The following is a 14342-nucleotide window of genomic DNA, read 5'->3' on the forward strand; positions in this document are numbered from 1 at the left end:
TAAATTATGCAAGCATAGAATCACCGGCAACTCGTAACTAGAGGCAATAGGCACCAATGAAAGTGGCGTGGGTCAAAGGTGAAGCTCGAATCGCAGGCATTCAATTTTTTCGCATTCCTAACAGAAAGCCGACGAAACATCCATATCGGAGGCAACTGGAAGGTGGTGGACGGCCCTCGTTGGCTATGCGAAGTGGATCTTCGCCATTCAAGCACTCGTGCCCATCATGACAAAGAGCTCTGTGTTATGACGGTTAGGGGTCGTTTAATAGGGAGTTGTAAGCCCTTGGGGTTGAGTATCCACAGATCCGCCTTGAGGTCGGTGAGGTTCGTAGAGTAGTATCTTCATTTTAAGTTAAATATGGCAAACCACATAGAAGATTAAAAACGCGGAAAGTTCGTTTCACGGGTCCAAATTTCTCAAATTCATGAAATTAGGTATCCATAGTGATTTTCGACCCCTTAGACCGCAAAAAAGAGGGAGGAGGTGGTGGTTTTGAATGAACGGCTCGCTGAAAATTCCGCCAATCCGAGTGCTTCGGAGGATTTGGCCAAAGTGTATGACATTGTATTCATTGGAGCAGGTTATCGCACGACCAGCTTTCTGCTGTCGTATCCCGAAATCTTGCGTCGAAATATTCTTATTATCACCGATCAATCCGAGATCGGACCGGGGGAGTACGCTAAGCTCGGTGGAACCTCAAGCACAGTCGGAAGAGATTTCTTTCGGCACTTCCAATTCTCTGGTGAGCTAGCACACCTTCTGGATACTTCTGCATTTTCGAGAATCGCCAGAAGTGAGACCCCAGTAGCCTTACAGGAATTGGCTTCAGCACTTCGTCACGCAGGATCCGAAATCACCAAGCTGATCGGCCCCGAAAAACTTCTTCTTAAATGTAAAGTGATAAGAATTGACACTTTCCATTCAGAATCGCCTCAGTCAGTTTTGACTCTCTCAGATGGACGCAGAGTGACGACTCGTTTCTGTGTGATTGCGAGCGGCCGAAGTGAAAGGCTAAATGAATCCCTTGTACACTGGAAAGAAAAAACATTTCTTTCCAGTGAAGTCTTGGCGGCGCGGATGAATGTTAAGTTATCAAATCGGTTGCTTGCGGCAAAAAAAATTGCCATCGTTGGAAGTTCGCATAGCGCATTTTCATCGGTACTTGCAATTAAAAAACTAAAAGAATCCAAATTCAGCAAGTCAATAACTTTCCAAAACTATACGCTCTCAATTATCCACAGAAGCAAATTTCGGATTTTATATCGAAATGAACAAGAGGCACAAGGTGCCCCTCAATTTGCCGACCTGGAAGTTTTCGATCGAAAAGTGCATTTATGCGCTAAAAGTGGCATTGTGTTTCGAGATTCAGGGTTACGGCATGATTCTCGACAAGCATGCCTCGATTTGCTAAATAATCGTCTCGACCACGTCGAAAGTCATAGGGTTTCGAACATATCCAATGCAAGCTCGGTGCTTTATGTGGCGGATGTCGTAGTTCAGGCCATGGGCTATCAAGGTAGGTGGCCAAAAATAGCGATTCATTATGAGAGCGGAGAGGTAGAAAACCTAACTTCGCCAATCAATATTACCGAATCCGGCATTTTGTTAAGTAAGAAGAATTTACTCGCTCCGGGAGTCGGCGTCCTTCGTGTCAATCCAACACCAAAGGAAAGTCGCGATAAAGCCGCGTATGGGCACCGCTTATATGAAGGCGTGAGGTTGCATATAGATGCCATTTTCCGCGAAACCTTGGAAATCGGCTAATACATATATTGCAGAGAGCTATGGATAACGAAATTAACGTGTATTCTCGAAATACTCAGCCCTCCCAGGTAAAACTGGTTTCGGGGAAGGGCGCACAAGTGTTCGACTCGAATGGGAAGAGGCTAATTGATTGTTGTTCCCAAACACTCAATAGCAATTTAGGTCAATGTCACCCGGAAATTATATCTGCGGTCGAAACGCAGGTAAATAAATTGACCTATGCTTCATCCCGTTTCTCAAGTGATGTATCTGAGCAATTGCACAAACGGCTAGTACAAATTACTCCGGAGCCGCTTACAACAGTCAATTTGGCAAATGTAACAGGGAGTTTGGCGAACGAGGGTGCGGTTAAGATGGCTCGGAAAAAGACAAATCGGAGCCTAGTGATTTCTAGAGAGAGAAGTCATTTGGGACAATCTTTCGAAACGATGCGAATAAGCGGGAAACACGAAAATACCAAATTTCTTGGAAAGCGGAATGTGGAGTTTTTTCCGGCGCCATATTGTTTCAGGTGCCCTCTGGGTCTTAAATCAGAGACGTGCGATGCGGAATGTCTGACGCCCCTTGAAAACATACAAAAGATATGTGGAGATGACGTGGCTGCTGTCATAGTTGAGCCTATCATGGTGGATGCAGGCGTATTAATTCCGAAAAAAAACTATCATAAGAGATTGCAATCATTTTGTAAATCAAATTCGATTCCTCTAATATGGGACGAAATACAAACGGCGTTCGGGTGGTTATGTACCACATTCGCCATGGATTTGTATGATGTAGTTCCCGACATACTGACTTTGGGTAAGGGGTTAGGGGCTGGTTTTCCAATAGCGGCAACCGTCTTCCGAGCGGAATTTGACGTTTTGGAATACGGTGATCACGAATTTACAGCTGGCGCTCACCCGGTGAGTTGTGCAGCAAGCCTCGCTATGCTCAATGTTTTGAAGAAACCAGGTTTCTTCGAAAAAATCTCTGTTGTCGCACAATACATCGAATCTAGATTACGGGCGCTAAAAAATATTTCCTCAGTTATTGGGGATGTAAGAGGGCATGGATTTTTATTCGGCGTTGAATTTGTTACAAAGGAAGGAAATTATCCAAACACAGAAATCACCAAAAAAATATTCGAGGAGCTGATGCGAAATGGCGTTGTAACCAGGGTGAGTCGTGTTGGGGCGCATAGTAATGTAATTCAATTCAAGCCGCCCATTATTATGACAATGGACCAGGCTGAGGAAGCGCTTACGATTTTTGAGAAAGTGGTAAGACAGGCCTCAATCGCGTAGCATAATCCGACAGGATCTAAGTATATGAGTAATTGCGAAGCACTCATGCAAGAGGTCTTTTCGGCCATGACCAAAGGTTGGCTGCATTCGGAGCCGCTTTTCGTGTTTATCACGGGCATGGACTGCTCTGGAAAATCACATTTTGCAAATCTACTTGCGTCGTATATCGAGGAAGAGGGATTTCGCGTGCAATTGGTACATGTGGACGATTTTCATAACCCGCGACATATTCGTTATGATAAAACGATGGAACCGCCTGTAGCCTACTATGAGCGAAGCTTTGATCACAAAAAGCTGATTAACGAATTGCTTATTCCAATTCGGCAGTCTTCCAAAATAGACATAACACTAAGACTTTTAAACGTCGACACAGATAAAATGGAGGTAGTTCGACAATTTTTTGTCGAACCCCGATCTATAGTAATAGTCGAAGGGGTATTTCTTCTTAAATCTGAATTCTTTCAATTTAGAGATTTCACAATTTACGTTGATGCTTCGCTCGAGACGGTACTAAAGAGAGCAAACGTTCGTGATCACGCGCGGTTTGATGAAGAAGTTGAACATCACTATTTGTCGAAATTCATCCCCGCACAGATCGCATACGAAGCGTTGTTTAAGCCCGTTGAGATAGCCAATATCATTATAAATAATGAAGACTATTCGAATCCAACCATTAAAAGGATAAGTCATTCTATCGGTCATATCAAACAAGTTGACAGGCAAGCAACATCTACTTTGCATATACAAAATAAATCACCAAACCGCAAAGATAGAAAATTTGACGCAGTAATCTTCGATCTTTGGGATACTTTGGTGCCTCTCCCAAGTGCAGCCAAACAGATAACGAGGTCTGAAACAGCTAGAATTCTGGATTTGCCACTTCGTGAATTCGATGAACTATGGCATTCAACTCGCCACATCCGTGAAACTTCAGATCTTAGTGACTACCTGCGTGATTTATGCGAAACCTTGGGCAAACCCAATCCCGCGCGCGTCATTAGTGCCATCAAAGAAGTTAGATCTCGGATTCACGGTGCTTGTTTTCTTTCCCCCCGCGCGAACAGCGCCGCTTGCTTGAGACTATTGCGGGCAAATGGCGTAGCAACTGCGATTTTGTCCAACTGTACGAGCGATGTCGAGGAATTGATGGGCAAAAGCGCTCTATCGGGTCTTGCAAACCATCTATTTCTTTCGGCGAAACTTGGATTTCTGAAACCAGACCCTGATTTTTATCTCGCAGCGTTGTCCGTGCTTGGAGTAGCCGCGGAACGTTGCTTGTATATTGGAGATGGTAACGACCGTGAGTTAGAAGGCGCTAAAAGTGTCGGCCTGGAGGCCGTTTTGTATAAAACGGACCGCGATGTTCAGTGGGAAGGTGCTTCGATCGGAGATTTAAAGGAAGCAGTTAACCTGGCACTTAACTCTTGAACAGTGTTCAGATCATTAGACATTATGAAACAGATAGACCACTATATCCTGCTACCAATGCAGCCAACGCCGAATGGGCGTCTCCACATAGGACATATAGCGGGTCCATATCTGCAGGCGGACATATTGAGTCGCGCGTTGAAGCGTGAGGGTCACGCCGTGACGCTAGCCTGTGGAAGTGACGCGTGGGAAAACTGGGTAGTACTCGCGGCGACGCAAGCTAAGATGGATCCGACAACGTTCGCTAGAGAAAAGAGCGCACAAATTCGTGATGATCTTTCAAAGATTAATATTCTCCCATCCATTTGGGTTGATCCCGTTTCCGATGAGCACCGAGATAGCTATGGGTTATCACATGAACAGTTTTTGCAGCGGATGATTGGTATCGGGGCATGCCAAAGGATCCCAGAGCAGATGGCCAGGTCCATCGCAACTGGGAAATACGTCATAGGCACTTGGATTACAGGAAAATGTCCCGAATGCAAATGTGACGTTGCCGGCAACTCGTGTGTGCGCTGTGGTGCGGGCTTCCAACCAAACGAGATAATTGATCCCAAATCCCGGATAGACGAAAGCGGTTTGGAGTGGGTTAGCACCCCAGCGTATTTCGTTGAGGCTTCAAACCCACATGAAATACTGAGAGCTTTAAAAGAGGCAGGTGTAGCGGAACGGTATCTGCGGATTGTGCAGCGCCATCTTCAGCGCTCCAAGTTTGTGCGCCTAAGTCAACCCGGGGATTGGGGTATTAAAAGCGAACTGATTGGAGCCGAGAACGTTCTGACGAATACGTATTTCGGATTTTGTCGATATCTGATCGATCTTGTCTCGCGAAATTTCGAAGCAAAAGAAGGTGCCGAAACACCAGAGTCAAACATCGAAATAGTCGCATTATTTGGCATGGACAACGCGGGAGTTGGTCTTGTGGCACCCGCGGTGCTGTCTCTGGCATCGTCGTCCAAACTGCTGTTTGACACCATCGTTGTGAATTCCCTTCTGCACTTCGAGGGAAGTAAATGCTCCACCAGCCGAAAACACGGCATTTGGATAGCTGAAGTCTTTGGCGAGGATATCATAACCGCTGACGAGCTTCGTTTTTGCTTGTCACAAATAAGTCTCGATCTTGAGACTTTCGATATTACAATAGATTTCATCGTTGAAAGAGTTAACCTTTTGAGAAACTGGATTCGGGCGAGGGTGATTCCAAGTTTGATGGATTTGCCGGATGAATTTAAAATCTCAATGACAAAGAAATTGACAGCCGCTTTCGCAGCCCAAAGGGCCTTCCTTAGGCCTAAGAATTTTAACAGGGAACTAGCTTGTCAGATTTTCATCGACTGGATGCATCAAGAGTCGTCATCTAACGCGTGCTGGTTGTACGGTGTGGCGATACTAGGATGCCCATTTTTACCGCACTTGACTGCCAGTATATGGGAAAGTCTTGGGTTGGCAGGGGAAATTCGCGTAACTGAGTTTTCCGGCTTGGTGTGTTCAAAAAGAAATGTCACTGTCCAGAATTTTGAATGGGATCTCACAGCGGATAAGCTGACGAGTATCTGTCACATTTCCAAATCTGAAATTTAGTAAAATTGAGTGAGAAAATGACGGAAAGATCTCTGTTTTTATTAAAACCGGACGGATATGATTCGATTGCCGTGCGGAAAATGCTGGAAGCTGCTATCGAGCTGAACGGTCTATCGATTTTACAACGAAAAATAGTTAATTTCAAGCGCGAGGATATTCCACGGCTGTGGCCGATCTTCTCAGCCGGCCTACATCCGATAAATGCCGCTATCTACGTCGAATATATGACTAATGGCTTCTGCGAGGCCATCTTGGTTGAAGGGATGCTAGCGATTGAAAACTCTCTAGAAATCAAGAAGCAAATAAGATCGAGATTTGAAACTTGTGCTTATGAAAACGCGGTACATTGTCCGGGTGATGCAGAAGAATTTCTTGCAAATTATGAAATACTTTTCGGTGAAAACTCTTACATTCCGAGCACGAAATGGCCAGAATGGTCTAAGAAGGGTGTCTTCGGTCGACTGTCAACTATCTCGCCCGCCGAGGCGGCCCAACTCGCATCTGAATTATGGAAGATACGACAAGAAAAGGGCTGGGCTGGTCTCTTTACGTCTTTAGAACAAAGTTTAGATCTAGGTAGTCAGGCAATCCTGTATCCCGGTGATCCGAACAGCATTGACTATGGGCTATCCGTGCTGGCCGAAGCCCTTCCGAACCGGTCGACTTGGGATGTGGTCCGTCTATATATCCAAGCTGAGGTGCACGGTAGCGCGGTCATAGCGAACGGAGACGAACCTCAGTTGCAGTTATTACAACCAGTTTTTGACCGCCATAACATGAAGCTGAAGGTGATTAGCCGGTTTGACACTGAAGGAAGCCAGAACGAGCTGTGGTCTGAACGCCGTGCTAATAATGAAGGATCACCGGAATAAGAGTTAGGTGAATAGGGACTTTCAATTACTTATCGGAGGGGTGCGATGGAGGAGAGGTGGTCAGGTGTCTCGCGGAAACGGATTCATATACCCTGAATTGGAGATGGAAAATGTCTGTTATTCCCACTTTGTGTCTGACGAGTAGTTGTTCAGAGTCGCCGGCAGCAACCCGATCGTAGACAGAGTGTCGGCGGTCCCATCGGTGTAAGCCATTTGAATAACCAGTGCGCGAATGCTGTAATACACTTTCGTGAGCACATTTCAGAAGATTATTGATTTCAGATTTGAATATAGATGTGTTAAGCTCAATATTGCATTCATCGTTGTGTGCTGATCGAATTTTAATGCGCGATCGGTGATTGCCAATCCCCCGTCTCAGAAGGAAGTCAGGCAAGAAGAGGCGGATTTTGTAATGTAACTGTTAGGAGTACTAAATGGAAACGTCAAAAGAAACATTTGGCTTTGATTCGGAAAGCGAAGAGTATGAAATTCGCGAGCTGACCGCAGACGAAATTCTGTGCATCTCTGGCGGACAAGCGCTCTATGATCGGGCACCGGGCGACTAACAGGAACTTGTAGCGTTGCCGGCGGGGCGACTTTAAGTCGCCCTGTTTTCTTAACAGATCGATTGTCAAATTCTATGTTGATCAACGGCTTTCCATTTGCGATTTCCAGTTTGTTTCTCAAGAAACGTATTGCGATGGCAATGTTTCAGCCAATCGATGGCCTGGATGCAGGGGGACGTCCACTGGCAGAAGGTCGATCTCGCGGTTTTCCGATATCCCGGACAGACTTTTCTCCTTGCCGTTATCAAGATTCCAGACGGGACATTGATAAGCCGATGAATACAGGGGCCTTGCGTAGGTTTAGCCAAGATTATGATGGAATAGTAAAAAAAGTAAACCGGCTTTCAGTTGCCGCCGAACACTGTTCAGGGCTTTCAATCGGCCCGAGTGTGTCTTTGTTAGATTTGTGGAAAGTGTTTTCTGCCTCAAAGGCAATCCCCATAATTGGTATCCTTCGTGCGAATGACATGGGAACAGTCCCGAGCCCGTTGTCTTTAGTCGAAAGTTCGTTTTATAAGTTTTCGCTAGGAATGCTTGACATACTATCTTGCGCCTTTCAGGAAGGGCTTGAAGCGCACGACGTACTAACTGGGGAGGAAATGTATAAGCTCGCAAACACCCGGGAAAGATTGATAGGAAAGAAGGAGGTTTGCCCGGCTTCATCAACCCAAATTGTTAAAGTAGTTGATCAAATTATCCTTCAGATTTCGAACAGCAAAGGCATACGACCGACATCTGAGATAGAGCAGGAGGATAGGAGCACTATTGAAGTTAATTATGTGTTGTGGGTATTGCAGCGCGCCTCTGTCCTTTATGAGGCATTGCGATGCTGGTTATTCACGCATCAGAAAAGGTCTTCGAACAAAATGCCGAAGGAATATAAGTGTCGGTATACGATCGCACATTTTCAAATTGCCATTGAGGCTGGTCAACAGATTTCGCCTTTTGAGTACCGGGGACTCAGATCCCTTTTACGTCCAGACTGGGCCCTGAAAGAAAAAGGAAAAATATATACAAGTTATTGCGAATTTACAGAAATGTATTCAATAATTCAGAGTAGGCTTAACGAATTTCTCCAAAATCAAGAGATTTTGCAGGAGATGTGGGCGTCGATAAGTGTATGTATTTTTGAATTATTTTCTGCAGGGGACGTTAAGCTTAAGGAGATATTGGGTCTACAAGCACATCCTCACGTGTACGTACAAAAAGACGTGGAAGTCTTTTTTGGAGAGAGCCCTGCATGACTAAATTCGCAAACTGGGAACCTGTTTATTTTTTCAGCTGTGAAATTTGTGCCAAATTTTAGAGCCAAGTGGAACCTGTGTCTTTGTCCAACGAAAATAAAAAGAGTCCATCCCCGTTGTTTCGAAAGGAGGCATTACAAAATGCCTCAGTCGGCGGCTATGGTTCAATTGTCATCTTCACTTCGAATTTTCAAATCTGGGCTGCGCGACTTGCCTCAATCTTCAGTGTTGCGCTTGTCTTTTTTATCCTTTTGGTTCCATATAGCCAAAAGGTGGAAATGTCGGGATATTTAAGGCCCTCATTGGGTGTTGTTACTGTGGAGTCGGCTGAGTCGGGAGTAGTTCATACAAAATATGTGAGCGATGGAAGTTACGTGCATGCGGGAGACCCTTTATTTTTACTTGTGAACGACGAGTCGAATGAAAATTATGCTAGCGCAAATTTGACATCCAAGCGAATACTTATAAGTAAAAAACTAAGCTTGATTCGAGAGATACAGCGATTGCAAAATGAAGTAGACATTGAAGGCAAAGTAGCGGATTCAGATAGGCAAAATTTAATTATTCAGACAAAAGATATTGAGGAGCAAATTGCTCTCCAAGTGGCTCATATCTCGTTCTCCGAGGAAACTTTGCGGCGATATAAAACGTTGCTCGACGCGCACGCGGTTTCGATTCCAGTGGAAAGAGAAAAAGAAATCGACGTAGCGGTACAGAAAGCAAAAAAAATAGAATTAGAGCAGGTTGCCTCGGAAAGGCAGGAAGAGATCAGCAGTCTCGAAGAAAAGTATCTGCTTGAGAAAGAAGAAAATGGGGTGAAATCAGAAGAGTTGGGGCGCGAAATATCTCAAATCGATCAAGAGCTTTTGGCCAACAGTGTTCGAGCTGGGTGGCTGATACGTGCGCAGACTGATGGAATTATAAGTGATGTGAATTTTGATTTAGGTCAGGTGGTGAATAGCCGGCAAACTATCGCGGAGATTGTACCGCGCGGCTCGATCATGGAGGGTGAGGCATATGTTTCGTCTCAGGCAATTAAATCGATGAAGATCGGCGATGATGTGATGATTCGTTACTCGTCTTTTCCGTTCCAATCCTACGGACAATTCCATGGGGCCGTGGTGAATATATCGGAGGTTGCGACGCCGCCTGATAGCATACCGGATCTTTTGATTCATGACAGAAAGGAACTCGAACAGTCTGAAGACTCCTATTATAGGGTGAGACTGAGAATTCCGAGTCAAGCCATTAAGAGTGGAAATATTGACGTTGTGTTAAAGCCCGGTATGAAATTCGATGCAACGGTCGTTGTTGAAAAACAGCCAATTTATCGATGGATGTTTTATCCGGTAAAAAGAATGCTGAGAGGATCCTGATGGAAGTTAACAAGCAACCAATCCTTCGATTTTGGGGTAAAAAGCGAGTTCCATTGATTCTTCAATCGGAGGCAGCTGAGTGTGGGCTGGCATGTGTTGCGATGGTCGCATCATATTGGGGCCATCAAACTGATCTTCGGTTGATGCGTCAATCTTTTTCCATTTCCTTAAAAGGTTCAACTTTGAAAGGAATCATGACCATCGCTGGAAAGTTGGATCTCAAGTCTCGGCCGATTAGGGTGGATCTTCTTAAGCTCAATATGGTTAAACTTCCATGTGTCCTGCACTGGGATATGAATCACTTCGTCGTGCTAACACGTGTTGATCGAGGTTTTATCACCGTCAACGATCCGGCGTTCGGGGAGAAGACCGTGTCTGTATTAGAGGCCGGAAAACATTTTACGGGCGTTGCGTTGGAGCTGGAGCCAACCGAACGGTTCGTCGCTAGAAAGACGTCTCCCAGAGTAAAAATATCAGATCTCACCGGACGAATAAGCGGCGTTTTAAAAGGATGGATTGTTCTAGCCAGCTTAGGCGTTGGCATTCAACTGTGTCTAACTGTGACACCATTTTTAATGCAGTGGGTTGTTGACCAGGTTTTAGTTAGTAAAGATATTGGTTTGCTTTGGATTTTAGTTATTGGATTTTCGTCGATTGCGATTTTGCAGGCATTGTTGACTGCCATTCGGACGTGGTTTACGGCGTCAATTTCGGCCAATATTAGTTTTCAGTGGTTCGGTAATGTTTTTTCCCATTTGATGCAATTGCCGCTGACATTTTTCGAAAACAGGCATTTGGGTGACATTGTTTCTAGGTTTGGTGCCATTCAAACGATCCAAAAGAGTATCACGACGCAAGCTATCGATGCGCTCTTGGATGGTATGCTCTCGATCTTTATAATTTTTGTTATGTTTTTCTACAGTTCTGTTTTGACTTCTATTAGCGTTGGTGCTCTAGTGCTATATGCGTTGTTAAGGGAAGTCTTATATCGACCCCTTAAAGAACGAGCCCGCGACCAGGTCATTTATACTGCTAGACAACAAACGCATTTTTTTGAATCATCGCGCGGAATTCAAAGTATAAAGCTATTCAATCGGGCGTCCGAGAGAAGGGTGGGCTGGATGAATATGCTAGCGGATCAAACAAACGCGGAACTGTCGGTTTCTAAATTGAATATCGTTTCTCAATTCTCTAACAATGTTTTGTTCAGCTTGGATCGGATATTGATAATATGCATTGGTGCCCGGCTGGCGTTAAATAATGAGTTTACTGCCGGAATGCTGATAGCTTTTGTTGGTCTTAAGGAGCAGCTCACAACTAGAGCGTCTACGCTAATCGACAAGTTTTTTGAATTCAGGATGCTAAGTCTGCACAGCGAAAGGCTTGCGGATATTGTGATGACCGAAGCGGAGACTGAGGACTTAGCGGTGAGAGATGAAGAAGTATCTCAAGTTCCTTCTCTGGAGTTACGAAATATCAGCTATCGATATTCCGACGATGAGCCATTTGTATTGAAGGATGTGAATTTAACTGTATCGCCGGGCCAGTGTGTTGCTATCACGGGAGTATCGGGCGGAGGGAAAACAACCTTATTAAAGATTTTACTGGGGCTTTTGAAACCAACCGCGGGAGAGGTCTTAATCGACGGAATTCCCTTGTCACAGATCGGTATTTCAAAGTTTCGAGAGATGATCGGTACGGTGATGCAAGACGATACGCTTTTTTCTGGCTCCATAAGGGATAATATATCCTTTTTTGATCCAGATCTAGACAGCGAGCAGATTGAGGCGGCTGCTAGGCAAGCGGCAGTTCATGACGATATCAAACGGATGCCAATGGGATACGCGACTCTTATAGGAGGGATCGGAACTGGCCTATCCGGAGGACAGAAGCAGCGTGTGCTTCTAGCGCGAGCTTTATATAGAAGACCGAAAATTTTGTATTTGGACGAGGCAACTAGTAATCTGGATATAGGAAACGAGAAAATTGTAAATGAAGCCTTGAGGTCGATGCGCTTAACACGGGTCTTAGTGGCTCATAGGCCAGAAACCATTTCTATGGCGGAGCGAGTTGTAATTGTCGAGAAAGGTACAGTCTCCGAGTCTCACCCAACATTCGAGCGCTCATCGGTTGATTGATTGTTTAGATCTTCATTGGAGGGATACTGTAATGTGTATTCGGTGGATGATTTATGTGTGAAGATGAATATTTAAAATTGGTCGAGGGAATTCCGTCGGATCGCTTAAAAGGCGGATCTTGCGTCTTGCTGATAAATTCTCGGGCTGAAGGATTTTCCAATTCTACGTCCGATATCGATTTTATGGTGATCGTTGAAGATTCGCCCCTGACCGAGGAGTGGTCGCAGTTTTCTGTTGCCGGGCATGTCATCGACGTATATTTCGTCGCATGGGAGATTTTGCGAGATCGAATTGATATCGAAAATAACAGAAAATTGCATCCCCAAAGAATTGATTTCCTTCACAAAGTTCGAACGGCAATCCCTATTGTCGGACAAAACGTGTGGGGCGGCTATATAAGGGACGTTAAGTGGGCGCTGTTCGACGAAGCTCTAGTTGACCTTTGTTCATTTGAATGTGTCCTGTCTTCGGAGGATCTCATAGGCAGTGTCTGTGAAGGTGACTTCGAGACTGCCGCGCTTACCGGTCAAGTGCTAATGGGGTACGCTTTGGATGGACTACTTGCAGCTCGCGCAGAGTCCCAACCTCGCCAGAAGTGGCGCCTGAAGAAAGCTCGTAAGACTTTCGGTTCAGCCTCACCTCTTGTCGCGGAATACGTATCGCTACAATTTTCTCGCGGTTTAGAAACGAAAGAGTGGATGCGCTGGATTGATGATATTTTTAACTTTGTTAGAAAGATTCAAGCATTCACTTTTTTTCCTGATTTGGCTCGCTGTGTTGGTGATTTGGAACCAATAGCATTTAATAAATCACTATTGTGTGACAGATTTACATTGTGTAACAGGCGCGATGGAAAATATATTTTTTATGTTGGAAAGCCGTTTATGGGCAGTAGTAAAAACGTTGCGCTAATTTTTTCATTCGCCTTGTTTTCTAATTCTATTGATGACCTGGTCACCTTAGGCCTGCGGTACGGGAAATTGGCGGGCCACGCGATTAGAGAAGAGGATCTGAGGAAAGTTGCGGCCTTACTTATCAAATCCGGAATACTTAGGGAATCAGCAAAGAACCATGCGTAGGGTTTTTATTCACCTTTAACAGTCGTAGGCATGTCTGCGCGGCACTCGAGCATAATGTATCGCATTCGTAACAAGCGCGCCGTCCAATGCGTGCGGGCAAAGAGAGGAGATACCGGAAACGAAAGCCTGCTGCGCTGCGAAAAACGATGGACCGACGCCGCATCAAGGCCGCGACGGCGATAGCGTCGCCGTGCCGCAGTTTGCTCAGATTGCGCCGTCTCCCCCGTACCACTCTTTTCCAGAGATACATAGACACTCCATGCTCACCATGCCGGCCCATGTATCGGCACGAATAGACGTCGATATGCTAATTCGATTGATCTGCGTTTTTTGATTATCGTCAGGAGAGTGGTACACCACCCGTCGCCGTCGCGGCCCGCATATCAACTCGCATCATTTCCAACGTCTTGTCGAAAGCCGCTGGGGATATCGACGGTTCAGAAGAACAGGTTCTGACGACTACCGTCGACGCTGCGATGATGGCAACGAATCCGACGAGCGATACGCTCTCGGAGAGTTTCATACAGATAGCCTTCCTTCCCGGTTGCGGAGAATCACTCGGCCCATAATTGTCGACGATTCGCGTCGACCGGCCGCTTGTGGCCGACCGCTGCCGGATGAGCCCGCAATGTTGGACGTAGTGAAGGTCCACTGATGCGATCGGGGATTTTGGGGTGCTACAGATTTGCTATAGCGATAGACCGAGGTCTTATCTAACAAGCCTTGCGCCTATCATTCCACCCCCTGAACTAGGGGGCGATCTGGGTACGAAGCTGCAATCATACCGTGAGCGGTGACCCTCGTCGATCCGACGGACCTACGGGCACCTTAACGTGATGTGTTGCGCTGGTCCTAGAGATGTGCCCGTTGGGATCGCGGTAGAGGCCTTATGTACCTCTTGAGGCGGCCCGCAGGCAGGGCCCGATGTCGCGGTAAGCCACGTCCGCCTGTGGGAGTGATGCAAGTCAAAGGCCGTTTATGCAACGCCAACTTGGTCCCGACAGAATT

The 14342-nt window shown here is 45.8% G+C and carries 11 protein-coding genes; 10 read left to right on the plus strand and 1 reads right to left on the minus strand.

The window, feature by feature from the left end:
* Positions 1-495: 495 nt before the first annotated feature.
* The 10 genes from P3T20_RS25055 to P3T20_RS25100 all read left to right on the plus strand — a co-directional run bounded on the left by P3T20_RS25055 (position 496) and on the right by P3T20_RS25100 (position 13334).
* Complete coding sequence (locus P3T20_RS25055; protein WP_429288181.1) at positions 496-1767, plus strand: hypothetical protein; 1272 nt, start codon at positions 496-498, stop codon at positions 1765-1767.
* 20 nt (positions 1768-1787) lie between these two features.
* Positions 1788-3050, plus strand: a complete 1263-nt coding sequence (locus P3T20_RS25060) for an aspartate aminotransferase family protein (RefSeq protein ID WP_429288182.1) — start codon at positions 1788-1790, stop codon at positions 3048-3050.
* A gap of 24 nt (positions 3051-3074) precedes the next feature.
* Positions 3075-4478 carry an HAD-IA family hydrolase gene (locus P3T20_RS25065; protein ID WP_429288183.1) on the plus strand — a complete coding sequence of 468 codons (1404 nt, stop codon included), beginning with the start codon at positions 3075-3077 and terminating at the stop codon, positions 4476-4478.
* A gap of 57 nt (positions 4479-4535) precedes the next feature.
* Positions 4536-6059, plus strand: a complete 1524-nt coding sequence (locus P3T20_RS25070; RefSeq protein ID WP_429288320.1) for a class I tRNA ligase family protein — start codon at positions 4536-4538, stop codon at positions 6057-6059.
* Positions 6060-6076: 17 nt separating this feature from the next.
* Positions 6077-6931: a hypothetical protein gene (locus tag P3T20_RS25075; protein ID WP_429288184.1), complete on the plus strand. Its 855-nt coding sequence runs from the start codon at positions 6077-6079 to the stop codon at positions 6929-6931.
* A 434-nt stretch (positions 6932-7365) separates the two neighbouring features.
* Entirely contained in the window at positions 7366-7497 is a 132-nt protein-coding gene (locus P3T20_RS25080; protein WP_429288185.1) for a hypothetical protein, read from the plus strand.
* Positions 7498-7571: 74 nt separating this feature from the next.
* Entirely contained in the window at positions 7572-8741 is a 1170-nt protein-coding gene (locus P3T20_RS25085; RefSeq protein ID WP_429288186.1) for a hypothetical protein, read from the plus strand.
* A gap of 83 nt (positions 8742-8824) precedes the next feature.
* Positions 8825-10117 carry an HlyD family secretion protein gene (locus P3T20_RS25090; RefSeq protein WP_429288187.1) on the plus strand — a complete coding sequence of 431 codons (1293 nt, stop codon included), beginning with the start codon at positions 8825-8827 and terminating at the stop codon, positions 10115-10117.
* On the plus strand, positions 10117-12255 hold the full coding sequence (locus tag P3T20_RS25095; RefSeq protein WP_429288188.1) for a peptidase domain-containing ABC transporter: 2139 nt from the start codon (positions 10117-10119) through the stop codon (positions 12253-12255). Before P3T20_RS25090 ends, P3T20_RS25095 begins: the two co-directional genes overlap by 1 nt.
* A 53-nt stretch (positions 12256-12308) precedes the next feature.
* Complete coding sequence (locus tag P3T20_RS25100; RefSeq protein WP_429288189.1) at positions 12309-13334, plus strand: hypothetical protein; 1026 nt, start codon at positions 12309-12311, stop codon at positions 13332-13334.
* Between the two features lie 340 nt (positions 13335-13674).
* Here the strand turns inward: P3T20_RS25100 and P3T20_RS25105 are convergent, their stop codons facing one another.
* Positions 13675-13857 (minus strand): hypothetical protein, encoded by a 183-nt coding sequence (locus tag P3T20_RS25105; RefSeq protein WP_429288190.1) that lies wholly within the window; start codon positions 13855-13857, stop codon positions 13675-13677.
* Positions 13858-14342 lie beyond the last annotated feature (485 nt).

This window comes from Paraburkholderia sp. GAS206C, assembly GCF_050435645.1.
Classification (GTDB): Bacteria; Pseudomonadota; Gammaproteobacteria; order Burkholderiales; family Burkholderiaceae; genus Paraburkholderia; species Paraburkholderia phenazinium_B.

Excerpts from the sequence above, each read along its gene's own strand:
- P3T20_RS25070 (WP_429288320.1), top strand. The coding sequence starts at position 4,536 with ATGCAGCCAACGCCGAATGGGCGTCTCCACATAGGACATATAGCGGGT.
- P3T20_RS25105 (WP_429288190.1), bottom strand. The coding sequence starts at position 13,857 with ATGAAACTCTCCGAGAGCGTATCGCTCGTCGGATTCGTTGCCATCATC.
- P3T20_RS25065 (WP_429288183.1), top strand. The coding sequence starts at position 3,075 with ATGAGTAATTGCGAAGCACTCATGCAAGAGGTCTTTTCGGCCATGACC.
- P3T20_RS25100 (WP_429288189.1), top strand. The coding sequence starts at position 12,309 with ATGTGTGAAGATGAATATTTAAAATTGGTCGAGGGAATTCCGTCGGAT.
- P3T20_RS25075 (WP_429288184.1), top strand. The coding sequence starts at position 6,077 with ATGACGGAAAGATCTCTGTTTTTATTAAAACCGGACGGATATGATTCG.
- P3T20_RS25080 (WP_429288185.1), top strand. The coding sequence starts at position 7,366 with ATGGAAACGTCAAAAGAAACATTTGGCTTTGATTCGGAAAGCGAAGAG.
- P3T20_RS25085 (WP_429288186.1), top strand. The coding sequence starts at position 7,572 with ATGTTGATCAACGGCTTTCCATTTGCGATTTCCAGTTTGTTTCTCAAG.
- P3T20_RS25060 (WP_429288182.1), top strand. The coding sequence starts at position 1,788 with ATGGATAACGAAATTAACGTGTATTCTCGAAATACTCAGCCCTCCCAG.
- P3T20_RS25095 (WP_429288188.1), top strand. The coding sequence starts at position 10,117 with ATGGAAGTTAACAAGCAACCAATCCTTCGATTTTGGGGTAAAAAGCGA.